At 61.5% G+C, this 25281-nt stretch carries 26 protein-coding genes; 20 read left to right on the top strand and 6 right to left on the bottom strand.

Going from position 1 to position 25281, the window contains the following annotated elements:
- Window positions 1–11 precede the first annotated feature (11 nt).
- From AC0ZT5_RS33645 to AC0ZT5_RS33635, 3 genes are all read left to right on the top strand, one after another.
- Entirely contained in the window at window positions 12–722 is a 711-nt protein-coding gene (locus tag AC0ZT5_RS33645; protein WP_488499958.1) for an FCD domain-containing protein, read from the top strand.
- The gene (locus AC0ZT5_RS33640; protein WP_488499957.1) at window positions 719–1468 is read left to right on the top strand and encodes an SDR family NAD(P)-dependent oxidoreductase; all 750 of its coding nucleotides are present in this window, start codon (window positions 719–721) and stop codon (window positions 1466–1468) included. The genes AC0ZT5_RS33645 and AC0ZT5_RS33640 overlap by 4 nt, the downstream gene beginning before the upstream one ends.
- Before the next feature lie 65 nt (window positions 1469–1533).
- A complete protein-coding gene (locus AC0ZT5_RS33635) occupies window positions 1534–2877 on the top strand; it encodes an MmgE/PrpD family protein (protein ID WP_488499956.1) in 1344 nt (447 codons plus the stop codon).
- An 84-nt stretch (window positions 2878–2961) separates the two neighbouring features.
- On the opposite strand, the gene AC0ZT5_RS33630 is transcribed toward AC0ZT5_RS33635, so the two are convergent.
- Together AC0ZT5_RS33630 and AC0ZT5_RS33625 are read right to left on the bottom strand one after the other, a co-directional pair.
- Window positions 2962–4035 carry a tartrate dehydrogenase gene (locus tag AC0ZT5_RS33630; RefSeq protein WP_488499955.1) on the bottom strand — a complete coding sequence of 358 codons (1074 nt, stop codon included), beginning with the start codon at window positions 4033–4035 and terminating at the stop codon, window positions 2962–2964.
- A gap of 30 nt (window positions 4036–4065) precedes the next feature.
- On the bottom strand, window positions 4066–5124 hold the full coding sequence (locus AC0ZT5_RS33625) for a PdxA family dehydrogenase (protein WP_488499954.1): 1059 nt from the start codon (window positions 5122–5124) through the stop codon (window positions 4066–4068).
- A 175-nt stretch (window positions 5125–5299) separates the two neighbouring features.
- On the opposite strand from AC0ZT5_RS33625, the gene AC0ZT5_RS33620 reads away from it, so the two are divergent.
- The 5 genes from AC0ZT5_RS33620 to AC0ZT5_RS33600 all read left to right on the top strand — a co-directional run bounded on the left by AC0ZT5_RS33620 (window position 5300) and on the right by AC0ZT5_RS33600 (window position 10061).
- The gene (locus AC0ZT5_RS33620) at window positions 5300–6268 is read left to right on the top strand and encodes an alpha/beta fold hydrolase (protein WP_488499953.1); all 969 of its coding nucleotides are present in this window, start codon (window positions 5300–5302) and stop codon (window positions 6266–6268) included.
- A 442-nt stretch (window positions 6269–6710) separates the two neighbouring features.
- On the top strand, window positions 6711–7679 hold the full coding sequence (locus AC0ZT5_RS33615; RefSeq protein ID WP_488499952.1) for a helix-turn-helix domain-containing protein: 969 nt from the start codon (window positions 6711–6713) through the stop codon (window positions 7677–7679).
- Window positions 7680–7825: 146 nt separating this feature from the next.
- Window positions 7826–9343, top strand: a complete 1518-nt coding sequence (gene adh / locus AC0ZT5_RS33610) for an aldehyde dehydrogenase (RefSeq protein WP_488499951.1) — start codon at window positions 7826–7828, stop codon at window positions 9341–9343.
- A gap of 68 nt (window positions 9344–9411) precedes the next feature.
- Complete coding sequence (locus tag AC0ZT5_RS33605; protein ID WP_477394459.1) at window positions 9412–9750, top strand: DUF779 domain-containing protein; 339 nt, start codon at window positions 9412–9414, stop codon at window positions 9748–9750.
- Between the two features lie 59 nt (window positions 9751–9809).
- Window positions 9810–10061 (top strand): DUF1858 domain-containing protein, encoded by a 252-nt coding sequence (locus AC0ZT5_RS33600; protein ID WP_488499950.1) that lies wholly within the window; start codon window positions 9810–9812, stop codon window positions 10059–10061.
- Here AC0ZT5_RS33600 and AC0ZT5_RS33595 read toward each other — a convergent pair.
- Window positions 10058–10762: a Crp/Fnr family transcriptional regulator gene (locus AC0ZT5_RS33595; protein ID WP_488499949.1), complete on the bottom strand. Its 705-nt coding sequence runs from the start codon at window positions 10760–10762 to the stop codon at window positions 10058–10060. The genes AC0ZT5_RS33600 and AC0ZT5_RS33595 overlap by 4 nt on opposite strands.
- 247 nt (window positions 10763–11009) lie before the next feature.
- Here AC0ZT5_RS33595 and AC0ZT5_RS33590 point away from each other — a divergent pair, with 247 nt between their 5' ends.
- From AC0ZT5_RS33590 to AC0ZT5_RS33580, 3 genes are all read left to right on the top strand, one after another.
- Complete coding sequence (locus AC0ZT5_RS33590; RefSeq protein WP_488499948.1) at window positions 11010–11456, top strand: pseudoazurin; 447 nt, start codon at window positions 11010–11012, stop codon at window positions 11454–11456.
- Between the two features lie 321 nt (window positions 11457–11777).
- Window positions 11778–12881, top strand: coding sequence for a copper-containing nitrite reductase (gene nirK, locus AC0ZT5_RS33585; protein WP_488499947.1), 1104 nt, complete (start codon window positions 11778–11780; stop codon window positions 12879–12881).
- Window positions 12882–12953: 72 nt separating this feature from the next.
- Entirely contained in the window at window positions 12954–13826 is an 873-nt protein-coding gene (locus tag AC0ZT5_RS33580) for a formylglycine-generating enzyme family protein (RefSeq protein WP_488499946.1), read from the top strand.
- A gap of 31 nt (window positions 13827–13857) precedes the next feature.
- Here the strand turns inward: AC0ZT5_RS33580 and AC0ZT5_RS33575 are convergent, their stop codons facing one another.
- The gene (locus tag AC0ZT5_RS33575; protein ID WP_488499945.1) at window positions 13858–14334 is read right to left on the bottom strand and encodes a hypothetical protein; all 477 of its coding nucleotides are present in this window, start codon (window positions 14332–14334) and stop codon (window positions 13858–13860) included.
- A gap of 71 nt (window positions 14335–14405) precedes the next feature.
- Here AC0ZT5_RS33575 and AC0ZT5_RS33570 point away from each other — a divergent pair, with 71 nt between their 5' ends.
- A complete protein-coding gene (locus tag AC0ZT5_RS33570) occupies window positions 14406–14837 on the top strand; it encodes a potassium channel family protein (RefSeq protein WP_488499944.1) in 432 nt (143 codons plus the stop codon).
- 12 nt (window positions 14838–14849) lie between these two features.
- Here the strand turns inward: AC0ZT5_RS33570 and hemN are convergent, their stop codons facing one another.
- Window positions 14850–16199 (bottom strand): oxygen-independent coproporphyrinogen III oxidase, encoded by a 1350-nt coding sequence (gene hemN / locus AC0ZT5_RS33565; RefSeq protein WP_488499943.1) that lies wholly within the window; start codon window positions 16197–16199, stop codon window positions 14850–14852.
- 158 nt (window positions 16200–16357) lie between these two features.
- On the opposite strand from hemN, the gene AC0ZT5_RS33560 reads away from it, so the two are divergent.
- A complete protein-coding gene (locus AC0ZT5_RS33560; RefSeq protein WP_488499942.1) occupies window positions 16358–17086 on the top strand; it encodes a Crp/Fnr family transcriptional regulator in 729 nt (242 codons plus the stop codon).
- Window positions 17087–17196: 110 nt separating this feature from the next.
- Here AC0ZT5_RS33560 and AC0ZT5_RS33555 read toward each other — a convergent pair whose 3' ends face one another.
- A complete protein-coding gene (locus AC0ZT5_RS33555) occupies window positions 17197–17778 on the bottom strand; it encodes a hemerythrin domain-containing protein (protein WP_488499941.1) in 582 nt (193 codons plus the stop codon).
- A gap of 87 nt (window positions 17779–17865) precedes the next feature.
- Here AC0ZT5_RS33555 and ccoN point away from each other — a divergent pair, with 87 nt between their 5' ends.
- The 7 genes from ccoN to AC0ZT5_RS33520 form a co-directional block, all read left to right on the top strand.
- The gene (gene ccoN / locus AC0ZT5_RS33550) at window positions 17866–19476 is read left to right on the top strand and encodes a cytochrome-c oxidase, cbb3-type subunit I (RefSeq protein ID WP_488499940.1); all 1611 of its coding nucleotides are present in this window, start codon (window positions 17866–17868) and stop codon (window positions 19474–19476) included.
- 12 nt (window positions 19477–19488) lie between these two features.
- Complete coding sequence (ccoO, locus tag AC0ZT5_RS33545; protein ID WP_095080473.1) at window positions 19489–20220, top strand: cytochrome-c oxidase, cbb3-type subunit II; 732 nt, start codon at window positions 19489–19491, stop codon at window positions 20218–20220.
- A 12-nt stretch (window positions 20221–20232) separates the two neighbouring features.
- Window positions 20233–20382: a CcoQ/FixQ family Cbb3-type cytochrome c oxidase assembly chaperone gene (locus AC0ZT5_RS33540; RefSeq protein ID WP_023759205.1), complete on the top strand. Its 150-nt coding sequence runs from the start codon at window positions 20233–20235 to the stop codon at window positions 20380–20382.
- Window positions 20383–20384: 2 nt separating this feature from the next.
- Window positions 20385–21248, top strand: a complete 864-nt coding sequence (gene ccoP, locus AC0ZT5_RS33535) for a cytochrome-c oxidase, cbb3-type subunit III (RefSeq protein ID WP_488499939.1) — start codon at window positions 20385–20387, stop codon at window positions 21246–21248.
- Window positions 21249–21398: 150 nt separating this feature from the next.
- Complete coding sequence (gene ccoG, locus AC0ZT5_RS33530) at window positions 21399–22994, top strand: cytochrome c oxidase accessory protein CcoG (RefSeq protein ID WP_488499938.1); 1596 nt, start codon at window positions 21399–21401, stop codon at window positions 22992–22994.
- Complete coding sequence (locus AC0ZT5_RS33525; RefSeq protein ID WP_488499937.1) at window positions 22991–23488, top strand: FixH family protein; 498 nt, start codon at window positions 22991–22993, stop codon at window positions 23486–23488. The genes ccoG and AC0ZT5_RS33525 overlap by 4 nt, the downstream gene beginning before the upstream one ends.
- Window positions 23485–25281, top strand: a 1797-nt coding sequence (locus AC0ZT5_RS33520) for a heavy metal translocating P-type ATPase (RefSeq protein ID WP_488499936.1), incomplete at its 3' end; no start/stop codon positions are given. The genes AC0ZT5_RS33525 and AC0ZT5_RS33520, both read left to right, overlap by 4 nt.

The raw sequence follows: 25281 nt of genomic DNA, 5'->3' as shown, positions 1-25281 counted from the left end.
ATCACTACCCCATGAGGGCCGAGCTTGAATTTCTCCAGAACCACTCCCTGACGAGCGTCCTTCGACGTGAGTTGGAAACCCTCATCCTGTCGGGAGAATTTGCCCCTGGTGAGCGATTGAACGAGAATACGCTGGCAATCCGCTTCTCGGTGAGCCGCGGCCCGATCCGCGAAGTCTGCCGCGCGCTCGCCGAAAAAGGCTTGCTCGAGCTCGTGCCCAATCGAGGCGTGTTCATGCGCAGGATTGGCGAGGAACAGGCGGCCGAACTCTACGACGTGCGAGCAGGCCTGTTTGCATCGGCGGCGCGGCTGCTGGCGACCAAGGTGACGCCGGAGCAGATTTCAGAACTCCAGAGTTTACTCGATCGCATGGAAGAAGCGGTTCTCGCGAATTCGCTCGACAGTTACTATCCGCTCAATCTGGAATTCCACGATTCCATCCTGCGCTTTGCCGGAAACAGCCGGCTGCACAAAGCCTATTCCGAGCTCGTCAAGGAACTGCACCTGTTTCGGGAGCGGGCGCTGCTGCAAGGCGGCGGCCTGACCGTATCCAATATCGAGCATCGCCGCATCGTGGCAGCGCTGGGAGCGGGCGACGCCACGGCAGCCATGGATGCAGCGTTTGCGCATGTGCTCAGCGGCAAGAGCCGCATGACCCTGCCAGCGGCAACCGACACGGAACATTCGACCGGCGGTGCCGCAAAAACCACGGACATCGCATGAACGGCGCGCGGGAACTTGAGGGGCGCGTCGCCATCGTGACCGGTGCAGGACGCAACATCGGGCGCGTGATGGCGCTGGAACTGGCTCGAGCCGGGGCCGCGGTGGTCGTGAACGCACGCACATCTCGCGCCGAAGCCGAAGCTGTCGTCAACGAGATCATGGCTGCCGGCGGCAGGGCTTCGGCCGTCCTGGCAGACGTCGTCGATCCGAATGCCGTCGACGCGCTGGTCGGCGCGGCTGTCCGGCTGTTCGGCGGCATAGACATTCTCGTCAACAGCGCCGCCGTGCGACGCGAAACCGCGTTCGCGGATCTGAGTTTCACCGAATGGCGCGAAGTGCTTTCGATCATCCTCGATGGTGCATTCCTCACCGCCCATGCGGCGCTCCCGCATCTCAAGAAATCAGGACAAGGCGTGGTGATCAACATTGGGGGTCTGTCGGCTCATACCGGCGCCAGCGGTCGCGCGCATGTCGTCGCGGCCAAGGCGGGCCTAGCCGGATTCACCCGGGCGCTCGCCCATGACCTTGCCGGTGAAGGCATCACGGTCAATTGCGTTTCGCCTGGCATGATCGACACTCAGCGTGCCGGCGAAGAGCCTTCTCATCATGCCGGGAAACTGCCGCCTGTCGGGCGGCGTGGAACACCCGAGGAGGTTGCACTGCTCGTGCGCTATCTCTGCGGACCGGCGGCTCGCTACATCACCGGCCAGACCGTCCACGTCAATGGCGGTGCCTTCATGGCGTGATGCACGCCAATCAGCAAGCACGCCGATGCACCGGGCGGTGCCCGACGGCGATCCAGGGAGATCAAATGATGGACGTTACAGCCATTCTGGCGCGCTATGTCGTGTCGGCATCCGCGGACAGCGTACCGGCAAACGTCCGGCGCGAAGCGGTGCGCTCCTTCCTCAACTGGACCGGCTGCGCGGTAGGCGGCTCGCAACATCCGAGCGTCGACATTGCCTTGTCTGCGGTGTCACCGTTCGCCGGCAAGGATCAGGCTGCGATCCTCGGCCGTAGCGAACGGCTGGACGCCCTGAACGCCGCGCTCATCAACGGCATCGCCAGCCACGTCTTCGATTTCGACGACACACATCTGAGGACCATCATCCATCCGGCCGGGCCGGTCGCCTCCGCGATCCTCAGCCTGGCTCAGATGCAGACGGTGAGCGGCCGCGATCTCCTGCATGCCTTCATCCTCGGCGTCGAGGTCGAATGCCGCATCGGCAACGCCGTCTATCCCGCGCACTACGACATTGGCTGGCACATCACCGGAACCGCCGGCGTTTTCGGAGCCGCCGCCGCGGCAGGCCGCCTGCTCGGCCTCAGCGAACAGCAGATGATCTGGGCGCTCGGCATCGCCGGCACACAGTCTTCGGGTTTTCGTGAGATGTTCGGAACCATGTGCAAAAGCTTCCATCCCGGCCGCGCCGCGCAAAACGGACTGCTCTCTGCCGTGCTGGCGCAACGCGACTTCACCTCGTCAAACCGCGTGCTCGAGGCGCCGCGCGGTTTCGCCCACGTTATGTCCACCGAACGGAATTTCGACGAGATCACCAAAGGCCTGGGAGAGAGTTTCGAGATCGCGCTCAACACCTACAAGCCGTTCGCTTGCGGCATCGTCATCCATCCGATCATCGACGGCTGCGTGCAATTGCGCAATGAATTCGGCCTGAAGGCCGATGAGATCGAAAGCATTGCGCTGGAAGTCGACCCGTTGGTGTTGGAATTGACCGGCAAGAAGACCCCGCAGGTCGGCCTCGAAGGCAAATTCAGTGTCTACCATTCGGCAGCGGTCGCCATTATCGAAGGCCGCGCCGGCGAGGCAGAATATAGCGATGCAAAGGTGCGCGATAAGCAGGTCATTGCGCTGCGCGATCGCGTCAGCGCAGTGGCGTCGCAAAGCGTCGCTGAAGACGAATGTCACGTCACGATCAAGCTCAAGGACGGTCGCGTGCTCAAGAGGCATGTCGAGCATGCGATCGGCAGCCTGGCGCGGCCGATGACCGACGACGACCTCAACGCAAAGTTCGGCGGACTGGCCGAACCGGTTCTGGGTGCAAAGGCAACAACGCGTCTGCGCGACCTGTGCTGGGATATCGAGAGCCTCGAAGACACCGCGGCGATCGCGCAGGCCGCAACCCCGGCTATCTAACAGGTGGGTTTCGCGGACTCAGCGGCCAGCCCAGCCAATGCAGGCGACCTGTCGTCCTCGGCCTTGAGAAAATTGATTTGAAAGTCAGAGCGCTGCGGCGATCGCCTTGCCGCATTCGACGGTATTGGCCGCGCCGCCAAGATCGCGCGTGCGCAGCGAGGGCTCGGCCAAAACGGTCTCGATGGCCGATACAATCCCGGCAGCTGCTTCAGCATGTCCGAGGTGGTCAAGCATCATCGCCGCCGACCAGATCTGCCCGACCGGATTTGCGACCCCCTGCCCGGCAATATCCGGTGCCGAGCCATGGACCGGTTCGAACAGAGATGGAAAATTGCGATCCGGATTGATGTTGGCGCTCGGCGCGATGCCGATCGTTCCCGTGCAGGCCGGACCGAGATCGGAAAGAATGTCGCCGAAAAGGTTCGATGCGACGACCACATCGAACCAATCGGGGTGAAGCACGAACTGAGCCGTCAGGATGTCGATGTGATACTTGTCCCAGCGTACGTCGGGGAAGGCTTTCGCCATTTCCTCAACGCGCTCGTCCCAATAGGGCATGCTGATCGAGATGCCGTTCGACTTGGTCGCCGAGGTCAGGTGTTTGCGCTTGCCCTTGGCGGCAAGCTCGAATGCGAATTTCAGCACGCGATCGACGCCGATGCGCGTCATGACCGTTTCCTGCACAACCAGTTCGCGCTCGGTGCCCGGGAAGATGCGGCCGCCGATCGATGAATACTCGCCTTCGGTATTCTCGCGCACGACCCAGAAATCGATATCGCCGGGACCACGGCCAACGAGCGGGCTCGGCACTCCGGGCATCAGGCGCACCGGCCGCAGATTGACGTACTGATCGAACTCGCGCCTGAACTGGAGAAGCGACCCCCACAGCGACACGTGATCGGGCACGCCGGCCGGCCAACCGACGGCGCCAAAGAAGATCGCGTCATGCGATCCGATCTTGTCCTTCCAGTCTTCCGGCAGCATCCGGCCGTGACGGGCATAGTAGTCGTAAGAGGCGAAATCGAACCAGTCGAACGACAGCCCGATGCCGAAGCGCGACGCGACCTTTTCCAGAACGCGCACGCCTTCGGGTACGACCTCCTTGCCGATCCCGTCGCCTGGGATGACCGCGATGCGAAAACTGTTGGATTGTATCATTTTGCTTTCCAGCTGATCGACGGGAATTGCTCAGGCCGCGGCCTCTTCGCGCTGCGCGTCCTTGCGGCGCGCAAGCTGAGCCGCGAGGCGGACTGCGTTTTCCAGTGCACCTGTCGATGCACTTCCCTTGCCAACGATGTCGAAGGCGGTTCCGTGCGCCGGCGTGGTGAACACGGTCTCCAGCCCGGCCGTGACGGTCACGCCGCGGTTGAACCCGCGCAGCTTGGTCGCGATCTGCCCCTGGTCGTGGTACATGGCGACGACGCTGTCATACTCGCCCGCGAAGGCCTTGATGTATATGGTGTCGGCGGGGAAAGGCCCCTTGCAGTCGATGCCGGTTGCCGCCGCGGCCTTGACCGCCGGTCCGATCAGGTCGATTTCCTCACGGCCAAACAGCCCGTTTTCGCCGGCATGAGGGTTAAGGGCCGCAACGGCGATGCGCGGTTTGTCCATACCGGCGCGCTGCATGGTGCGGTTAACCAGTTCGATAGCCTCGATGATGCTGTCATGGGTGATCTGATCGAGAGCCGTGCGAAGCGACACATGCGAGGTGACGCGCGACATCCATTGGCCGTCGAGCACGTTCATCTCGGAGAAATAGCCTTTGTGTCCCAACAGATGAGCAAACATCTTGTGCTCGTCGGGAAATTTCCATCCGCCGGCATGGAGCGCTGCCTTGTTCAGCGGCGCGAAGGTGATGCCATCGACATCGCCTTTCATCGCCAGCCGGACCGCCTCGGCCAAGGTGTCCCCCGTCAGCTTGCCCGACTCCGGGGAGACCACGCCGCGCGGCAAGGCCGCGGGGTCGATGTTGCCGAGGTCGATAAGAGGTATTTCGGCTGCATTCCAGTCGATGGATGCAACATCCGGGACGGTCTTGAGCGAAAGCGCTACGCCGGCGTCGCGGGCGCCCATCTCCAGGACACGCCGGTCGCCAAGAACGACAATGCGCGCCACGTCGGAGAGCCTGCCGTCCGACAGCACGCGAGCAACGAGCTCAGGGCCGATACCCGTCATATCGCCAAGCAGCAAGGCCAGGCGAGGCAGGGGTGAAGCGGTCTTGCGCGAGGATTTATCTGGATTTTCCATGGACATGCCCCCTTCGGCTCGACGGTGGTGAGGCCACCCGATATCGGCCGCGCAAGGCTGGCTTCGTGACCGCTTTCAAGCCATGTTGCGCCGCATCCAAGAAAAGTCAACTGAAAATTGTTGACAGTATTCAATTTGAGGGCGAGGCTAAGGATGACCTTATCTGGAGAGCACCATGGACAGCCAACACGCCTCGGAAGCCGCCGCCGCATCCTCTATGCCGCCCTTGGAAAGCAAGCATGGAAGCTTGATGGAGGGGTTCTCCTACAGGAGGATCAAGACCAGGGGCGCCGAGATCAATGTCGCCGTCGCGGGATCAGGCCCACCATTGCTGCTTGTTCACGGCAACCCGTTGACGCATGTCAGCTGGCATCGCATCGCACCTTCCCTGGCAAAATCCTTCACGGTGGTCGCCATCGACCTGCGCGGCTATGGCGACAGCTCGAAACCCGACGGCGGTGCGGACCATGCCGCCTACAGCTTCCGCGCCATGGGCGAAGACGCCTTTGATGTGATGAGCGCGCTTGGCTTTGAAAAGTTCGCGCTTGCTGGCCATGACCGCGGTGCCCGCGTCGGGTTTCGGATGGTGCTTGATCAGCCCGCCAGGATCACCCGTTTCTGCGCGCTGGATATCATCCCGACCTACCATCTCCTGACCAACGTCACCCTTGGATGGGGGCTGGAGAGCTATCATTGGTTCTTCATGGCGCAGAAGGCGCCCTTTCCCGAGAAGCTGATCTGTGCCGACCTCGACTACTACATCAACTACAAGCTCAACAAGAAAGGCGTGGGCCTGGAGATATTCACGCCGGAAGCCTTCAGGGAGTATGCCCGCTGCACCACGCCTGAGCAGATCCACGCCGTGTGCGAGGACTACCGCGCGACCGTGACGCTCGACCTTGCCATGGACACAGCCGATTTCGGCAAGAAGACGATCCAGTGCCCGGTCATGGTGATCTGGGGCAGCAACAGCCATGTTGGCCGTCACCTGACGCCTATTGAAGCTTGGACGCCCTGGGCGCCAGACCTCAGGGGCTGGGCCATTCCGACAGGTCACTATCCAGCCGAGCACCGGCCTGATCTGGTCTATGAGAGTTTCTGGACCTTCTTCAACGGCGTTGAGCCGACCCCATATCGCTCCTGATACGGCACCTTGGCCTTCTTGCGTCAGGGCTTCTGCTCTGACGCCCTTCTGAAGGGCGTTTCTCCTCCACGCGATTCCACGTCCCAATCTTCGCAAGTCCGGCTTGTGATCCGGAGCATCGAGAAAATCCATCCGATGTCGCCAGGCGGCGTGCCGTGTGAGACTTTGCTCTCGATCAATGAATGCCCAATCTGGTTTGGTTATGCTGTCAGGACGTCAATTGAACGGTTCGCTTCGACAAGAATGTTCGAACGTTCGGGGCGAGAATGACCATCGGTTCGGCCAAGCGAAGTGGGGAGTGGTTTGCCCTTCTAGTTCTTCCGACGAATTGACAGTGTGACGATTGAAAGCGGAAAAGCGGGCGCAATGACAGCTTAACCCTGTCTTGCAGTTGACCTGATCCAGGGCCTGAAAGGGAGAGTTGAGGTTTGGGAGGATAAGCATGGGCGAGGATCTATCCAGTCATCATGCCGACCGCATTCAGGCCGCGATCGCTTCGGACGCCGCAGCGAGGTCCGCTCTGGTTGCCTCCTGGCGACGGTCCTCCAATTTGCATCGGCTCGATCCGACCGATTGCAGTCCCCCACGCTATCTTACAGAGGCGGAATTCGAAGAGGCCCGGCAACGCAGCGAGCCGCTTGTCCGTGCTGCCCAATCGAGTCTGGACCGGCTCTATCTTGCCGTGGGTGGCGTCGGGTGTTGCGTCCTTCTCGCCGACCGCGACGGCGTGCCGGTCGAACGGCGCGGCGCCCCAGTGGATGACGACACGTTTCATTCCTGGGGCTTGTGGACTGGCTCCGTCTGGAACGAACAGTGCCAGGGCACCAATGGGATCGGCACCTGCCTGGTCGAACAGCGCGCACTGACAATCCATCGCGACCAGCATTTTCATACGCGCAACACGGGGCTCAGTTGTACCACCGCTCCCATCTACGATCACCAGGGGGATCTTGTGGCTGCGCTCGACGTGTCTTCCTGCCGGGCCGATCTGACCGAAGCCTTCGCCAACCTTATCTCGGTGGCCGTGGTCGACGCGGTGCGTCGGATCGAGGCGGAGAACTTCAGAATGGCATTCCCAAAGGCCCGAATTCTGCTGGCGCCGGTGACCGACAGAGGTTCGGGCGCGCTGATCGCGGTTGATGCGGACGACCTTGTGGTCGGCGCGACCCGTTCGGCTCGCCTGGCGCTTGGAATTACGCAACAGTGTCTCGACAGGCCGATGCCCGCCGCAGATCTGCTTGGTTGGGGCGAGAGCGGGCCCGAAGTCCTCGCCGAGGCTGAGCGCGGCGTCCTGCAGCGGGCGCTGGCGCGAGCAGACGGAAATATCACGGCTGCGGCCCAGGCGCTGGGCATCAGCCGGGCGACGCTGCACCGCAAGCTCAACCGCCTGGATGTCCACAGGCCTCACTGACCTTCCGAATCCTCAAATGACTGTCGCAATTCTGCGACACATGCCGCCCGCCCGCTGTCCTCGGCACGGTGACAATAGCGGCGGAAATCGCAAGTCTCCCTTCCCAAGCGTCGCATTCCGCGGCGTCAGCTCTGGGAGGAAGACACATGAACAAGGTAGAATTCTCACGCTCGGTCAAGGCGCCCTTCGACAAGCGTTACGGCAATTTCATCGGCGGCAAATGGGCCGAGCCGCGCTCCGGCCGCTACTTCGAAAACCACTCGCCGGTGAACGGCCAGCTGCTGTGCGAGGTGGCGCGCTCGGATGCGCAGGACATCGAGGCCGCGCTGGACGCCGCGCACGCCGCCAAGGACGCCTGGGGGCGCACCAGCGTCGCCGAGCGCTCGCTTATCCTCAACCGCATCGCTGATCGCATGGAGGAAAACCTCGATCTCCTCGCATGCGCCGAAACCTGGGACAACGGCAAGCCGATCCGTGAAACGACCGCCGCCGACCTGCCGCTCGCCATCGACCATTTCCGCTATTTCGCGGGCGCCGTGCGCGGCCAGGAAGGCAGCCTTTCCCAGATCGACGACGATACCGTCGCCTATCATTTCCACGAGCCGCTCGGCGTGGTCGGCCAGATCATCCCGTGGAACTTCCCGCTGCTGATGGCGTGCTGGAAACTTGCTCCCGCGCTTGCAGCTGGAAACTGCGTCGTGCTGAAGCCTGCCGAGCAGACACCGGCTGCCATCCTGCTCTGGGCCGATCTTGTCGGCGATCTGCTGCCGCCAGGCGTGCTCAACATCGTCAACGGTTTCGGCCTCGAGGCCGGCAAGCCGCTCGCATCCTCGCCGCGCATTGCCAAGATAGCCTTTACCGGCGAGACCACGACGGGCCGGCTGATCATGCAATATGCCAGCCAGAACCTGATCCCCGTCACGCTGGAACTGGGCGGCAAGTCGCCCAACATCTTCTTCAAGGATGTTGTCGCCGAGGACGATGACTTCTTCGACAAGGCGATCGAAGGCTTCGTCATGTTCGCGCTGAACCAGGGCGAGGTCTGCACCTGCCCAAGCCGTGCACTCATCCATGAATCGATCTACGACACCTTCATGGAACGCGCCCTCAAGCGCGTCGAGGCGATCGTGCAGGGCGATCCACTTGATCCGGCGACGATGATCGGTGCCCAAGCCTCGTCCGAGCAGCTGGAAAAAATCCTGTCCTATATCGACATAGGCCGCCAGGAAGGCGCCGACGTGCTGACCGGCGGGTCGCGTAACGTCCTGCCCGGCGATCTGGCGGGTGGCTATTACGTCAAACCGACGGTGTTCAAGGGCCATAACAAGATGCGCATTTTCCAGGAGGAGATTTTCGGACCGGTGGTTTCGGTCACGACCTTCAAGGACGACGATGAAGCGCTGGCGATAGCCAACGATACGCTCTATGGCCTCGGCGCCGGCGTCTGGACGCGTGACGGCAACCGCGCCTATCGCTTCGGCCGTGCGATCCAGGCCGGCCGCGTCTGGACCAACTGTTACCACGCCTATCCCGCGCATGCCGCCTTCGGCGGCTACAAGCAGTCCGGCATCGGCCGCGAGACCCATAAGATGATGCTCGACCACTACCAGCAGACCAAGAACATGCTGGTCAGCTATAGCCCAAAGAAGCTCGGCTTCTTCTGATCCTCTGTTTGGCTCACAGCGCGGCTCCGCGAGGGGCCGCGCCCCCATTCTGAATCCGGAAAAAGACCATGCATGCGAAGGTCACGGCGACGCCGGCAGCCCTTGAACTGATCGCGGAGATCGTTGCCGAGCATGGACCGGTGCTGTTCCACCAATCCGGCGGCTGCTGCGACGGTTCTTCGCCTATGTGTTATCCGCGTGCCGGTTTCATCGTCGGCGACCATGATGTGCTGCTCGGCCACATCGAAGACGCGCCCTTCTACATCGGGGCTTCGCAATTCGAGGCGTGGAAGCATACCGATCTCATTATCGACGTAGTGCCTGGTCGCGGCGGCATGTTCTCGCTGGACAACGGACGGGAGAAGCGGTTCCTGACGCGGTCGACGATCTGCGCCGTTCATAGGTGATGAGGGTGCAATCGGCTGGTTCCTCTTTGTCCCAGCGCAACGAGCATCCCGGAAATCAGATGCAGCATGTCCGCTTCCAAGCGTGGGCAAGCGGCATGAAACTCAAATTCAGCGACGATGCGACGATGGACGAAATCATGCACCGGTCGCCGGCGGCCATCCGGGTGGTGCTCCAGCACGGCATGCTTTGTGTCGGCTGCCCGATTGCTTCGTTCCATACCGTTTCCGACGCGGCACGCGAGCACGATCTGAACGAGGAACAACTCGGCTCCGATTTGCGGGCCGCGATCGAAAGCACCAACCCTGACTAACTTTTCTCGGCGCGGCCTTCCGCGATCAGAAGGAGCCGGTGAGGTTCGACGACGGTCACCCTCTGGCGTCCACTTTTGACCAATCCCTGGTCTTCCCAGGCCGAGAGCAACCGGCTCACCGTATGGAGCGTTGTTCCCGTCATCTCGGCAATGTCCTGACGAGAGATCGGGAAGTCGATCAGGATTCCTTCCTCTGTCTTCCTGCCAGCCTGCTTGACCAGCTTGAGCATCGCATGGGCGACGCGCTGTTCCACCTGTTCTGTGGCCATCTCGATGACGCGCGTATGAGCGTCCTGCAGCCTGGTGCCCACGGCCTTGTAGGTGTTGGCACTGAAGCTCGGGAAATTTGCTGCGAAGGTCGGCCATAGATGGCTTGCCCAGGCAAGAACCACGCAATCGACGGCAGCGATGGCATTTGCCGGATAGGTGGTGCGGCCAAGCGCGTGGGCGATGCCCATCAACTCGCCTGGACTTATGTACCGCACAGTCACCTCGTGACCGTCCGGGGTTGATTTCACGACGCGCACGTGTCCGTCGAGCAGCAGGAAAAAGGAATGTGCTTCCTGCTCCTGCTCGAACACCGGCTGGTCCTTGGCTATCCGGAGCGACCTGGCCTGGCCGACGATGCGGTCGAGATCCGTGGCGGCGACGCCCTCAAAGACAGAAAGCCCTGCAATCAGCGAGCGATCGAGGCTAACCAACTCTGTCCCCTCCCGAATTTGACCGCGGCCAATGCATCCAAGCCGGTCTGCCGAAGAGTGTTCTCACGGCGACTGATGCGGGGCAAGGGGCGCATGCTTTGGCTCTCGTCCGCGCGTCACGCCAAACGAGAAGCTCCAAGGATGTTTTTGCTCACGAGTTTGCGCCAGCGCAAATCGCCAAGCCGCTTGGCGGCCTAGAAGAAGGCGACGGTTGAAGCCGTGACGAACTCAAGAAAAGGATTTCCAAATGAAACTGCCACTGATCGCCGCGGCCATCGCCCTGCTCTCCGTCGCCGGTGCCGCGAATGCCGAAGACCACGTCGTGCAGATGCTGAACAAGGGCGAGAAAGGTTCGATGGTCTTCCAGCCCGCCTTTGTTCGGGCAGTGCCCGGAGACACGATCAAATTTGTGCCGACCGACAAATCCCACAATGCTGAGAGCATCAAAGGAATGATCCCGGACGGTGCTGAAGCTTTCAAAGGGAAGCCCAGCGAAGAAGTAATCGTGACCCTCACCAAGGAGGGCGTCTATGGCGTCAAGTGCGCTCCACATTACGGCATGGGCATGGTTGCGCTGATCGTCGTCGGCAAGCCCGCCAACCTGGAAGCGGCCCAGGCCGTCAAGCAGGTCGGCAAAGCCAAAACCGTGTTTGCCGAACTGTTTGCCGAAGCGACCAAAACTGCTTCCAACTGAGCCTTTTCCAGGATGCCCTCCGGTTGGCGATCTTCCGGAGGCAGAGGCCGGACAGACCGAGGGGAGCGGTCTGGTCCGGCCTATTTCGTATGGGTCTCGATTGGCAGTCCGCGACACGATCTTTCTCATCCCCGGCGCTTGCCTTATCCAAGGTTGCTGATCTGGAGCTGGCAGTCAGTGAACCTCGGCCGGCCGGGCTCGGCTACTCGCCCGGTCAATCGAGCAACGCAACAAATGAAATCGGATTTGCGCCAGCGCAAAGACGTGGCCCGCGAGCAGACTATTCTTAGCGCATCAGATCGGTGAACAAAGGAGATGGAAATGCTTACGAGACGAGAAGCTTTGTTAGGTTCTGTCCTTACCGCGGCCGCAGCCGCGGCCGTTGTTGCAATGCCGGCTGTGGCAAGTGCAACGGAAGTTGCAAGTTTACCGCGCGAAAAGATCACCCTCGTCGCGCCGCCGTTCGTCCACGCCCATGACCAAGTGGCCAAGGGCGGTCCAAAGGTCGTCGAATTCACCATGACGATCGAGGAGAAGCCGATGATCATCGATGCCGACGGCACGCAGCTCAATGCAATGACCTACAACGGCTCGATTCCGGGCCCTCTGATGGTCGTGCATCAAGACGACTATATCGAACTGACGCTGATCAATCCCGAGACCAATACGCTTGCCCATAATATCGATTTCCACGCCGCCACCGGCGCGCTTGGCGGCGGCGGCCTGACCCTGGTCAATCCCGGCGAGCAGGTCACGCTGCGCTTCAAGGCCACGCGCACGGGGACCTTCGTCTACCACTGTGCGCCTGGCGGCGCGATGATCCCGTGGCATGTCGTGTCGGGGATGAGCGGAGCAGTGATGATACTGCCGCGCGACGGCCTCAAGGACGACAAGGGCAAGCCCGTTCGCTATGACCGCATTTTCTACATCGGCGAGAACGATTTCTACGTCCCCCGCGACGAGCAGGGGAAATTCAAGAAATACGAAACCGCCGGCGACAATTACGATGATACGGTCAAGGTCATGCGCGGGTTGATCCCCACCCATGTCGTGTTCAACGGCAAGGCGGGATCGCTGACTGGCGACAACGCGATGAAGGCGAAGGTCGGCGAAACGATATTGATCGTTCACTCGCAGGCCAATCGTGACACACGCCCGCACCTGATCGGCGGCCATGGCGACTTTGTCTGGGAACAGGGCAAGTTCGCCAACCCTCCGGCCAAGGACCTGGAGACCTGGTTCATCCGCGGCGGGTCGGCTGGGTCGGCGCTCTACACGTTCCGGCAGCCAGGCATCTACGCGTATGTGAACCACAATTTGATCGAGGCCGTGGAACTTGGTGCAACCGCGCACTTTGTCGTCGACGGAACCTGGGACGACGATCTGATGATGCAGGTCGAAGCACCCAAGCCGATCGCCTCGTAAACGGGAGATCCGATCTTCAGTGCAACCTTGCGGCTGAGCCAAAAGGTTGCACGTGCGGCCGGACTTGGTGCCATGCCCTTCGATCCTCTCTTCGCATTCGGAACAACTGCGGCTGCCGCCCTGATCGGCTTGGGCATAACCCATGTGCTCGACAGGGCTCCTTTGGATCTGCCGACACCGGTCGCCGTGAGCGAACTTGCGGTCCTGGGACCCGGCTCGTTCGATCACCCACAGCCCGGGGAATTCCTCAAGCAGAACCATCCCGTCGCAGCGCCTGTAGTGCAGGAAACCATCGATGCGCCGCTGGAAATCATGAAATACCAGGTAAGCGTGTCGGACTATAGACTTTGCGTGGCGGACGGTGCCTGCAAGCCCGCCGACTCGCGCAAGATCGGCAACGTGCCGGTCACCGGCGTCAGCTACATCGATGCTGAAGCCTATGCGACCTGGCTGTCAGCCCGCACAGGTGAGGCATGGCGGCTGCCCACGGATGTGGAGTGGGCTTACGCCGCCGGCGAGCGATTCAAAGGTGACATCGAGGGTGGCGAAAGCGACCCGAACAACCCGGCGCGACGGTGGCTGACACAGTATCGCCAGGAGGTTGCGCTCGGACGCAAACCTGATCCCGAACCGAGGGTTCAAGGGGCCTTCGGCACCAATTCAAAGGGATTGTCAGACCTTGCAGGCAACGTCTGGGAATGGACCGCGACATGTTATTCGCACGCCACGATAGGCAGCGACGGAAAGCGCACTGCGAGTTCGATCGACAATTGTGGAGTGCACGCTGTGGAGGGCTTCCACCGCACCTATATGTCGAACTTCATTCGGGACGGTAAGAGCGGCGGCTGCGCCGTAGGAACGCCGCCCGACAATCTGGGTTTCCGGCTTGTGCGCGACCGGACAGGTTTCTTTCAAACCACCATTCGCAGCTTGGGATTGACCTGACTGCAGCAGAAACAAGAGAGCACGAATGACTTCAAAATCCGCTCCGGTTGACCGGGCACGTCCTGTCGCGGAACAGGCTCTGAACCATAGCGGCGTTGATCGAACTTCGATCGGGAAACTGGTCCGCGAATTCTATGCAAAGGTCAGACAGGACGAGCGTCTCGGCCCGATTTTCGCGCGCGAAATCACCGGGGATTGGGAGCCCCATCTCGAGAAAATGACGGACTTCTGGTGTTCTGTCATCCTCAAGAGCGGCGACTATCACGGACGCCCGGTGCCGGCGCACCTCAAACTTAAGGATGTCACCGAGGCCGATTTCGATATCTGGCAGGCCCTCTTCGGCCAGACGGCGGCCGAACTCTTCGACCCGGAAACGGCGGCAGTGTTTGTCGACAGAGCCGAGCGGATCGCGGCAAGCCTGAAACTGGCGATGTTCTTTCGCCTTGGTCGCGTCGCGCCAGGCGCAGGCCAATAGGCGAACTTGGCGAAACCCGACCGATTGCTTCAAGGCTCGAAAGGCCAGCGCCAGGTTTGATTTTACGCAAGGAAAGCGTCCCTCGCGGCTTCTAGTTTCCTCGAATGGCTCTCAACCTCTTCGTCGGCACGATCGTCATAAGCCTGACGGTCGCCATTCACACCTTCGGCCTCATTGCCGTCACCCGTGCGATGGGACATCTGGTGGCGCGATTTCGCATGCATGGTCGACGAAGCCGGGTCGTTGCAATGATCAGCGTGGTGATGGGCCTTTTTGCCGTCATGACAGCCGAGGTCTGGTTGTGGGCAGGAGTGTACCGCCTGCTCGGCGTCCTGCCCGACTTCGAGACCGCGCTGTACTTTTCAACCATCACCTTTTCGACCGTCGGCTATGGCGACGTGGTGCCGGCCCATGACTGGCGCGTGCTAGCGGCGCTGGAAGGCGTGAACGGCTTTCTTCTGCTCGGCTGGTCGACCGCCTACCTGATCGCGGCCGGAACGCGCATCGGCCCGTTCAGGGCTGGCGAGCACTTTTGACCGGGTGGACGCTCAGACCGCTACCGAATGCCTGGCCTTGCCGGCTTCAAGATATTTGTCGAACTTCGCCGCAATGCTTCTCACAAAGGGGCGACTTTCCGCCGGTACGACGAAGCTGTCGCCATCGAGTTCAAGCAACCGCGCAGGACCATCAAGAGCAGTGGAACTTGCCTTGAGCAGAAGCCTTTGGCCAGCATCGCCAAAGCGCTCCACCAGTTCGATCGCCGAGAAGGCGAAGTCGCACATCAGCCTCTCGATGATCCAGCCGCGAACGCGGTCGTCGTCGGAAAGTGCGATACCGCGGACAGCCGCCAGCCCACCGTCTGAAACCAAGCGCCCATACTCGGCGGTCGACGGCATGTTCTGCGCATAGCCTTGGCGAAATTGACTGATGGATGATGGGCCGAGGCCGATCAGTGTTTCGCAGCGATCTTCCGTGTAGCCTTGGAAATTGCGGCGCAAGCAGCCGGTTCGGGCCGCTACGGCCAACGCATCGTTGGGCTTGGCGAAATGGTCGAAGCCGACGGCTTCATATCCCGCGTTCAGCATAAGACAAGCGGCCAGTTGTGATTGAGCAAACCGCTCCGCCGGACCCGGCAACCATGCCTCGTCGATCATCGTCTGATGCTTCTTGAACCAGGGCACATGCGCGTAGCCAAACAATGCCATCCGGTCCGGTTCCAGGGTCAACGCCTGCGCGACGGTGGAGGACACGCTCTCACTGGTCTGGTGCGGCAGGCCGTAGAGCAGGTCCAGATTGACCGATTCGACACCGCGTGTGCGAACGCCGTCGACGACCGCTTTGGTCTGCAAAAAGCTCTGCTCGCGGTTAATTGCCTTTTGCACCTTCGGGTCAAAATCCTGGACGCCGAGGCTCGCCCGAGTCATGCCGATCTCGGCAAGCGCATCGAGGCGGGCGTCATCCATATCATTGGGATCGATTTCGACGCTGATCTTGGCGTCCGGAAGAAAATCGAAGCCGGACCGCAATGCTTTCCCCAGATCCACCATGTCCTCGGGCTTCAGCATCGTCGGAGAGCCGCCACCGAAGTGGACGGCGCGCACGCCGGCCTTGCCACCGACAATGAGGGCGATAGTGGCGATCTCGGCATGCAAAGAGCGGAGATAGGCCGCTACGGGGTCATAGTGACGTGTCTGCTTGGTGTGGCAGGCGCAGAACCAGCAGAGCCTGTCGCAGTAGGGAATATGCAGATAGAGCGAAATCTCATCGCCATTCCCGAGCGCCTCCAGCCAGCCTCGACAGACAGTGGCATCGACCCCCGGATGGAAATGCGGCGCGGTCGGATAGCTCGTGTAGCGCGGCACGTTCTCGCCAAGCCTGGCAGCTAGTTCCGGTCGCATGTCGCCATCCCTTGTGTTTGCATGGCCAGGAAAATGGCCGCGACGGGCCGCCAATGCCTTGATTTCGGTCAAAGCCCTTGCACCGGACAAACTGCCACAAGGCCTTTTCAATGGGCCGATGCTATTTTGCCGATACTCTGGATCCTCGGACGATCGTGATGACAGTGCGTGAGGATATTCATAGCGCCGGCATTCCTGTGCTTTGCCAATCATGCGAGGCAAGGCATCGCGGCGTTTGCGGTGCCCTCGACCCCGACCAATTGGTTGGGCTCGCCAAGACCTCGTCAAGGCACAGTGTCGAGCCGGGCAGCGAACTGATCGGCGACGCCGAAACCGTCGACAGCTATTCGAACGTGCTTTCCGGGGTGGTGAAGCTGACGAAGAGCCTTTCTGACGGACGCCAGCAGATCGTCGGCCTCCAGTTCGCGCCGGACTTTCTGGGACGACCTTTCAAGGTGGAAAGCGAGATCAACGCGGAAGCGGCGACCGCTGTCTCCCTTTGCTCGTTTCCGAAGACGGCGATCGAACGGATGATGAAGCAATCGCCGGAGCTCGAGCATCGCCTGCTCAAGCAAACGCTGAACGAACTCGACGAGGCGCGCGACTGGATGGTGACGCTAGGACGCAAGACCGCTGCGGAAAAAGTGGCGAGCTTTCTGCTGATGATTGCCAGAAACATCGATCCCACGCTCGATACAGCCACCAACGCGACGAGCTTCGACCTGCCGCTCACGCGCGCCGACATCGCCGACTTCCTCGGCCTGACGATCGAAACGGTGAGCCGCCAATTGACCCGGCTGCGGACAGACGGCGTGATCCGGATCGACAACAACCGGCATGTGACGGTGGACAGCCTCACCCGGTTGGCGAGCCGCTCTGGCGCCTAGAGCCGGATGATTTCAGGTCGAATCGACCTGAAATCTGAATCCGCCCCTAAATCAAAGCGATAGAGCATGGTTTCGACCGAAAACCGCCTCACACTTTTCGGCATCACGCTCTAGTCCCGGTCGACGATCCCGATCATCGGCAGGACGTGCTCACGTTCAAACGCGATGTGCCGGCGCAAGTTCTCGAACAGGCCGCGCAACATGAAGCCGATGGTTTCGGGATTCTCGACTGTCTCACCATGACCGATGGCCAATAATATTTCGGTCACCTCACTGGCAAAGCATTCGTCTTCCACATGTTCGGCCCGCAATCGCCGGGTTGAGGCAAGGTTCGCACCGCTGCCGGTCAAAGCGGCATCGTAGGCGGGAAAGATGACCGTCTCTTCGTATCGATGAATGTTGCGCAGCAACGGAACGATCGCGTTGGCCGTGCCGAGACATTTCAGACGATCGACGCTGGGCAAGGCGTCTGCAATTCTCTCCAGGGCATCGCAGAGCTGCAGCTTTTCCCTGTGCGCGCGCTTCATCACCGCGGCCGGGACCGCTTCTCTGCAGGATCGATCGGCTGGTGCGGGATTTTCATCGCCTGCTCCGAACAGCGACGTTCCCGGTCCTATCGTCTGGCTCAACGGCGGCCCCCGGTTGGTTTGCAAGACCACGCTGCCCAATCCGAAAGCGCTGAGCTTTGACATGGATCAAGGCGGTGACAACGCGGCTGAGGAATTGGTGTCCAGGCGGATTGGCGTCCGCGCATCGGAATCCGAGGTCGGGGACATGTCATGAAATTCGGCACACAAATCTTCGCTTTGGCCCTTTTTACATTTGCGGCTCTGGTGGCCGCTGGCTTCGGTGTGGACGAGCCCTTCCGGCAGCACATGTGGGTGCTGTTTTTTGTGCTGCTCGGTTTTGTCGCCGTCCTTATCCGCAACACGAGCTTTGTAGCTGCCGCTCCCATCGACGCATCCGCTTACATGGATGGGCCAGTCCGTTACGGCGCCATCGCCACCATGTTCTGGGGCGTCGTCGGCATGCTGGTCGGCGTGGTCATCGCGCTGCAGCTCGCCTACCCCGATCTCAACATCCAGCCCTGGTTCAATTTCGGCCGTTTGCGGCCGCTGCATACGTCGGGCGTGGTCTTTGCTTTTGGCGGCAACGCGCTGCTTTGCACGTCTCTGTATGTCGTGCAGCGCACCTGTCGCGCGCGGCTGTTCGGCGGCGATCTCGCCTGGTTCGTGTTCTGGGGCTACCAGCTCTTCATCGTCATGGCGGCGACCGGCTATCTGCTCGGCATCACCGAGAGCCGCGAATACGCCGAACCCGAATGGTATGTGGACATCTGGCTGACCATCGTCTGGGTCGCCTATCTCGTCCTGTTCCTCGGCACGATCCTAAAGCGCAAGGAACCGCATATCTACGTCGCCAACTGGTTTTACCTGTCCTTCATCGTGACCATCGCGATGCTGCATGTGGTCAACAACCTGTCGATGCCGGCCTCCTTCCTGGGCTCCAAGAGCTATTCCGCCTTTTCCGGGGTGCAGGACGCGCTGACGCAGTGGTGGTACGGCCACAACGCCGTTGGCTTCTTCCTCACCGCCGGGTTTCTCGGCATGATGTATTACTTCGTGCCCAAGCAGGCGAACCGGCCGGTCTACTCCTACCGGCTGTCGATCATCCATTTCTGGGCGATCATCTTCCTCTACATCTGGGCCGGTCCGCATCATCTGCACTATACCGCCCTGCCCGACTGGGCGCAGACGCTCGGCATGGTGTTCTCGATCATGCTGTGGATGCCGTCATGGGGCGGCATGATCAACGGGCTGATGACGCTGTCGGGCGCCTGGGACAAGCTCCGCACCGATCCGATCATCCGCATGATGGTGATGGCCATCGCCTTCTACGGCATGTCGACCTTCGAGGGGCCGATGATGTCGATCAAGACGGTCAACTCGCTGTCGCACTATACCGACTGGACCATCGGCCACGTCCATTCCGGTGCGCTCGGCTGGGTCGGCATGATCTCGTTCGGCGCGATCTACTACATGGTGCCGAAGCTCTGGAACCGTGAACGCCTCTATTCGCTGCGGCTGGTCACCTGGCACTTCTGGCTGGCGACGCTCGGCATCGTCGTCTACGCGGCGGTGATGTGGGTGTCCGGCATCATGCAGGGCCTGATGTGGCGCGAATACGACGAGCAAGGCTTCCTGGTCTACTCCTTCGCCGAAACCGTCGCCGCCATGCACCCCTATTATGTCATGCGCGCCATCGGCGGGGCCATGTACCTCTCCGGTGCCCTGATCATGGCCTGGAACATCACCATGACCATCCTCGGATACCGGCGCGCGGAAGAGCCGATGCCGGGCTCCGCACCCTCCCTGCAGCCTGCCGAATAAGGAAGCCAGAGAATGAGCCTGATGGACAGACATGCACTCATCGAGAAGAACGCCACGCTTCTTCTCGTTGGCTCCCTTCTTGTGGTGACCGTAGGCGGCATCGTCGAGATCGCGCCGCTCTTCTATCTCGACAACACGATCGAGAAGGTGGAGGGCATGAGGCCTTACTCGCCGCTCGAACTTGCGGGACGCAACATCTATGTGCGCGAGGGCTGCTACCTCTGCCATAGCCAGATGATCAGACCTTTCCGTGACGAGGTCGAGCGCTACGGCCACTACAGCCTGGCGGCAGAGTCGATGTACGATCATCCTTTCCAATGGGGATCGAAGCGCACCGGACCGGACCTCGCCCGGGTTGGCGACCGTTACTCGAATTTATGGCACGTCGAGCACCTTGCCGATCCACGTTCGGTCGTCCCGGAATCGATCATGCCGAGCTACGCGTTCCTCAAAGACGCGCCGATCGACGTGAAGGACTTCTCGACGCATCTGGTCGCCAACAGGCGGGTCGGCGTCCCCTACAGCGATGACATGATCGCTCACGCCAATGCCGATCTGATGGCGCAGGCCGATCCCAACGCCGACACATCCGGACTCGAAGCCCGCTATCCCAAAGCCAAGATCGGCGACTTCGACGGCAACCCGCAACAGGTGACCGAAATGGATGCTCTCGTTGCCTATCTGCAGATGCTCGGCACGCTGGTCGATTTCAAGAACTACGACGAAGCCGCCGGCTACCGCTGAGGAGTCTTATCCATGGATTACAATTTGATGCGAGAGTTTGCCGACAGCTGGGGTCTGGTCGCCATGGCGCTGTTCTTTGTCGGCGCAATCGCCTTCGCGCTCCGCCCCGGCAGCCGCAAGCTGGCCGACGAAGCCGCCCGGATTCCCCTTGAGGACGAGTGATCATGAGCGACGAGCACATCGACGAAATCTCTGGCGTCTCGACCACCGGCCACGAATGGGATGGCATCCGGGAGCTGAACAACCCGCTTCCGCGCTGGTGGGTCGTCACGTTTTACGTCACCATCGTCTGGGCGATCGGCTACACCATCGCCTATCCGGCATGGCCTCTGCTGCACTCGGCAACCAAGGGCGTGCTTGGCTATTCCAGCCGCAACGAGGTCAAGAACGAACTGACCGCTGCTGAAGCCGCCAAGGGCAAGTATGTTGCGGCGGTGGAGTCCAAGAGCGTTTCTGAGATTGCCGCGGACGACACCTTGCGCGAGTTCGCGGTTGCTGCCGGTGGCGCCGCGTTCAAGGTCAATTGCGTGCAGTGTCATGGCTCCGGCGCCCAGGGCTCCAGAGGCTTTCCCAATCTCAACGACGACGATTGGCTCTGGGGCGGCAAGGCCGAGCAGATCCAGCAGACGATCACGCGCGGCATCCGCTTCGCGTCCGATCCGGACACGCGCCTGTCGGAAATGCCTGCCTTTGGCGACATCGTCACGCCCGACCAGATCGCTCAGGTGAGCGCCTACGTGGCCAGCCTTTCCGGCAAGGTCCAGGATGCAAGCCTGATCGCGCCCGGCGCCAAGGTCTTTGCCGAAAATTGCGTGTCCTGTCACGGCGACAACGCAAAAGGCAATAAGGAACTCGGGGCTCCAGATCTGACCGACGCAATATGGCTCTATGGCTCCGGCGAAACAGCCATCGCCGCTCAGGTTCGCGCGCCAAAGCAGGGGGTAATGCCAGCCTGGGGCGCACGCCTGGGCGAAACCAAGGTCAAGGAACTGGCGGTCTACGTTCACTCGCTTGGCGGCGGAGAATAGGAAGCGGGGGCCTATTCTCATCCCTTCACCGCCCGAGCGACGAGGCCCGGCATGTCCGGGCCTCGGTTTGTTTCGGCAACCCGGTTTGACTTGCATCAACGCGCGTGGCGCTGCCCTGCGGCAAGACTTCCCTACGCAGGCGGCCCAGGCATGGGCAGATTGCCGCCCGCGCGACTGGAGATACCGGTGCTGGACAATACGCAGGTAGAACGGCTCGAAGCCGAGGCGGTCAACTCCGCCAAAGTGCGCCAGCCGATGTATGCCGCGCGCAAGAAGATCTTCCCCAAGCGGGCCTCGGGCAGCTTTCGCCAGTTCAAATGGCTGGTGATGGCGATCACGCTCGGCATCTACTATTTGACACCGTGGTTGCGATGGGATCGTGGTCCGTTTGCTCCGGACCAGGCCGTGCTGCTCGATCTCGCCAACCGCCGCTTCTACCTCTTCTTCATCGAGATCTGGCCGCAGGAATTCTACTATGTGGCCGGCCTGCTGGTCATGGCCGGCGTCGGTCTTTTCCTGGTTACATCCACGGTTGGCCGTGCCTGGTGCGGATATACATGCCCGCAGACCGTATGGGTCGATCTGTTTCTGGTCGTCGAGCGGGCCATCGAGGGCGACCGCAACGCGCGCATGAAGCTCGATGCCGGACCGTGGACTGCCCGCAAGCTCGTGCTGCGGGTATCGAAGCACGCCATCTGGCTGGTCATCGGTGCGGCGACCGGCGGCGCCTGGATCTTCTATTTCGCCGATGCGCCGACGCTGGTCGGCGAGCTTTTCACCGGCACTGCGGCACCCGTCGCCTACATCACCGTCGCCGTGCTGACGGCGACGACCTATACGTTCGGCGGGCTGATGCGCGAGCAGGTCTGCACCTATATGTGCCCATGGCCGCGCATCCAGGCAGCCATGCTGGACGAAAGTTCGCTCACCGTCACCTACAATGACTGGCGCGGCGAACCGCGCTCGCGTCACGCCAAGAAGGTGCAAGCAGCAGGGCAGCCCGTTGGCGACTGCGTCGACTGCAATGCGTGCGTCGCGGTCTGCCCGATGGGGATCGACATTCGCGACGGCCAGCAGCTCGAATGCATCACCTGCGCGCTTTGCATCGACGCCTGCGACGGCGTCATGGACAAGCTCGGCAAGGAGCGGGGGCTGATCTCATACGCAACGCTCTCCGACTACAACGCCAACATGATGCTGGCGACCGCGGGCGGCTCCGGTTCAGTTAATCCGTCGCTGGTCAGGACCGCTGATGGCCTGTTCTCCGAAAAGGTGGCCCATTTCCATATTCGCAAGATCTTTCGCCCACGCACGTATGTCTACATGGGTTTGTGGTCGCTGATCGGCCTGGGCCTGCTCTATTCGCTGCTGACGCGCGACAGGCTCGAAGTCAACGTGCTGCATGACCGCAATCCGCAATTCGTCACGCTGTCCGACGGTTCGATCCGCAACGGCTACACGGTCAAGCTGCTCAACATGATCCCCGAGCCACGGACGATCGTCGTCACCATGCAAGGCTTGCAAGGGGCTGAAATGAGCGTGGTCGGCGACGACATCCCGGCAGGCCGTTCCTTCGCCATTCCGGTCGAACCCGACCGCCTGAAGATGCTGAAGGTCTTCGTGCGCCAGCCGGTCGATCAGATCCGCGGCATAGCGCAGACCTTCAAGTTCCGTGTCGAGGACAAGGCGAGTTTCGAGGCGGACGAATACACCGCCACATTCAACGCGCCGGAGACCGCCAGATGAGCGCGAATACGCAGAAATCCCGCGAATTCACCGGCAGGCACATGTTGGCCATCATCCTTGCCTTTTTCGGGGTGGTGATCGCGGTCAATCTGACCATGGCGACGCTCGCCAACACGAGCTGGACCGGCCTTGTCGTCGAAAACACCTATGTGGCGAGCCAGCAATTCAACAAGCAGGCCGAGGAGGGTCGCGCGCAGGCAGCGCTCGGCTGGACCGGCAAGCTGACCATCGCATGGGGCGAAGTTCGCTACGGGCTCACCGACTCCGCCGGCAAGCCTGTTCCCTTGCGTGGCGTCAAGGTGCTGTTTCGCCATCCCGCCTACGAAAAAGAGGACAAGGCCGTCACGCTCGCGCTCGCCTCCGGCCAGGAGTTTGCCGCGCAGCACATGCCGAAGGACGGCGTCTGGATCGTCGAGATCGACGCCGATGCCGGTCTGGCGAAACCCTATCGCGACGTCCGCAGGATCATGATTTCCCATGGAGCGCTGCAATGAGCTGTTGTGCGCCGGGCGCTGAAATGGCGCTGGATGTCTCGAGCACCACATCGGTTCTACCATCTAGCGAGGAGATCCGGCTGGCGAGCCGATCGCTTGGCGATGACCTTCGCCAGACCGATCTTTCCGTGCCGACGGTTCATTGCGCAGCCTGCATCCAGATGATCGAGACGGCGTTGGGAAAACTCGAGCGCGTCGAGGGCGCTCGTGTCAACCTGTCGACGAAACGGGTCTCGGTCCGGTGGCGTGGGGACGAGGTTCCACCGTTCGTCGCCGCGATTGGACGGCTCGGCTACCAGGCGCATCTCTTCGCTCCCGAGGCCGACGCCAAGGACAGGACGCTTTCGGAGTTGATCCGCGCCGTCGCGGTTGCCGGGTTCGCGGCGGGCAACATCATGCTGCTTTCGGTCTCTGTCTGGTCAGGTGCTGAAGGCGCGACCCGCGACCTGTTCCACTGGGTCTCGGCGCTTATCGCCATCCCTGCCCTCGCCTTCGCCGGCGGCATCTTCTTCCGCTCGGCCTGGAATGCGTTGCGCCACGGCCGCATGAACATGGACGTGCCTATCGCGGTCGGGGTGTCGCTGGCCTACGCCATGAGCCTCTATGAGACGATCAACCATGGCGATCACGCCTATTTCGATGCGGCGGTGTCGCTGCTGTTCTTCCTGTTGATCGGCCGCACGCTGGATCATGTCATGCGGGAACGTGCCCGGACCGCCGTGAAAGGCCTGTCGCAGCTGGCGGCGCGTGGCGCCATGGTCCTGCGCAGCGATGGTGCACGCGATTACCTGCCGGTTGGCGAGATCGAACCAGGCATGCTGCTGCTGATCGCAGCCGGCGAAAGGATACCCGTCGACGGCAAGATCGTTCAGGGGGCGTCGGATCTTGACTGCTCGCTGGTTTCCGGCGAGAGCACGCCGAAAACCGTGGCGTCGGGGGAACGGGTTCAGGCCGGTACGCTCAATCTCACCGGCTCGCTGACGATCGAGGCGACAGCCGCCGCGAAGGATTCATTCCTGGCGGAAATGGTTCGCCTGATGGAGGCCGCCGAGGGCGGTCGGGCGCATTATCGCCGGATCGCCGACCGCGTTTCGGCGCTCTATGCCCCTGTGGTTCACCTGACCGCCTTCGTGACGTTCCTTGGCTGGATGGCGGCAACCGGTGACTGGCATAGGGCGATCACCATCGCCATTGCTGTTCTCATCATCACATGCCCGTGCGCGCTCGGCCTTGCCGTGCCGATCGTTCAGGTGGTCGCCGCGCGGCGCCTGTTCGAGAACGGCATCATGGTCAAGGACGGTTCGGCCATGGAGCGCCTGGCGACGATCGATACAGCGGTGTTCGACAAGACCGGAACGCTCACGCTTGGACAGCCCCGACTCGTCAATGCGTCGTCGATCGACCCGGCCATGCTGGCAATCGCCGGAGACATGGCCGTGCATTCGCGTCATCCGTTTTCGAAGGCCATCGCCGGATTTGCCTCTCCTGGCAGGCAACAAAAATTCGATGCCGTCACCGAGCATCCCGGGTTTGGGATCGAAGCTGCCGACGCGGGAGCTATCTGGCGGCTGGGCCGACGCGGATGGGCCGGATGGAAGGCCCGGACCGGCGGCGAAGGAAAGCATGGCTATGGCGGAACGGTCCTGACGAAAGACGGCATCATCGTCGCCACCTTCGATTTCGAGGATGCGCTGCGTGCCGACGCCAGGGCGGCAGTCGAGCGTTTGAACGATGTCGGGGTGTCGGTGCAAATGCTGTCTGGCGATACCGCAGGCGCCTGCGCCGAAGTCTCG

The organism is Mesorhizobium sp. CNPSo 4670 (assembly GCF_057784235.1).
The sequence above is the reverse complement of the archived record's forward strand: the minus strand, read 5'-3'. Positions and strand labels throughout refer to the sequence as shown.

Bases quoted from the DNA above. Each gene is read 5' to 3' on its own strand.
- AC0ZT5_RS33630 (WP_488499955.1), bottom strand. From the start codon at position 4,035: ATGATACAATCCAACAGTTTTCGCATCGCGGTCATCCCAGGCGACGGG.
- AC0ZT5_RS33560 (WP_488499942.1), top strand. From the start codon at position 16,358: ATGACAGTGCGTGAGGATATTCATAGCGCCGGCATTCCTGTGCTTTGC.
- adh (WP_488499951.1), top strand. From the start codon at position 7,826: ATGAACAAGGTAGAATTCTCACGCTCGGTCAAGGCGCCCTTCGACAAG.
- AC0ZT5_RS33615 (WP_488499952.1), top strand. From the start codon at position 6,711: ATGGGCGAGGATCTATCCAGTCATCATGCCGACCGCATTCAGGCCGCG.
- hemN (WP_488499943.1), bottom strand. From the start codon at position 16,199: ATGCGACCGGAACTAGCTGCCAGGCTTGGCGAGAACGTGCCGCGCTAC.
- AC0ZT5_RS33625 (WP_488499954.1), bottom strand. From the start codon at position 5,124: ATGGAAAATCCAGATAAATCCTCGCGCAAGACCGCTTCACCCCTGCCT.
- nirK (WP_488499947.1), top strand. From the start codon at position 11,778: ATGCTTACGAGACGAGAAGCTTTGTTAGGTTCTGTCCTTACCGCGGCC.
- AC0ZT5_RS33580 (WP_488499946.1), top strand. From the start codon at position 12,954: ATGCCCTTCGATCCTCTCTTCGCATTCGGAACAACTGCGGCTGCCGCC.
- ccoO (WP_095080473.1), top strand. From the start codon at position 19,489: ATGAGCCTGATGGACAGACATGCACTCATCGAGAAGAACGCCACGCTT.
- AC0ZT5_RS33540 (WP_023759205.1), top strand. From the start codon at position 20,233: ATGGATTACAATTTGATGCGAGAGTTTGCCGACAGCTGGGGTCTGGTC.
- AC0ZT5_RS33590 (WP_488499948.1), top strand. From the start codon at position 11,010: ATGAAACTGCCACTGATCGCCGCGGCCATCGCCCTGCTCTCCGTCGCC.
- AC0ZT5_RS33570 (WP_488499944.1), top strand. From the start codon at position 14,406: ATGGCTCTCAACCTCTTCGTCGGCACGATCGTCATAAGCCTGACGGTC.
- ccoP (WP_488499939.1), top strand. From the start codon at position 20,385: ATGAGCGACGAGCACATCGACGAAATCTCTGGCGTCTCGACCACCGGC.
- AC0ZT5_RS33600 (WP_488499950.1), top strand. From the start codon at position 9,810: ATGCAGCATGTCCGCTTCCAAGCGTGGGCAAGCGGCATGAAACTCAAA.
- AC0ZT5_RS33605 (WP_477394459.1), top strand. From the start codon at position 9,412: ATGCATGCGAAGGTCACGGCGACGCCGGCAGCCCTTGAACTGATCGCG.
- AC0ZT5_RS33555 (WP_488499941.1), bottom strand. From the start codon at position 17,778: ATGTCAAAGCTCAGCGCTTTCGGATTGGGCAGCGTGGTCTTGCAAACC.
- ccoG (WP_488499938.1), top strand. From the start codon at position 21,399: ATGGGCAGATTGCCGCCCGCGCGACTGGAGATACCGGTGCTGGACAAT.
- ccoN (WP_488499940.1), top strand. From the start codon at position 17,866: ATGAAATTCGGCACACAAATCTTCGCTTTGGCCCTTTTTACATTTGCG.
- AC0ZT5_RS33525 (WP_488499937.1), top strand. From the start codon at position 22,991: ATGAGCGCGAATACGCAGAAATCCCGCGAATTCACCGGCAGGCACATG.
- AC0ZT5_RS33635 (WP_488499956.1), top strand. From the start codon at position 1,534: ATGATGGACGTTACAGCCATTCTGGCGCGCTATGTCGTGTCGGCATCC.
- AC0ZT5_RS33645 (WP_488499958.1), top strand. From the start codon at position 12: ATGAGGGCCGAGCTTGAATTTCTCCAGAACCACTCCCTGACGAGCGTC.
- AC0ZT5_RS33620 (WP_488499953.1), top strand. From the start codon at position 5,300: ATGGACAGCCAACACGCCTCGGAAGCCGCCGCCGCATCCTCTATGCCG.
- AC0ZT5_RS33640 (WP_488499957.1), top strand. From the start codon at position 719: ATGAACGGCGCGCGGGAACTTGAGGGGCGCGTCGCCATCGTGACCGGT.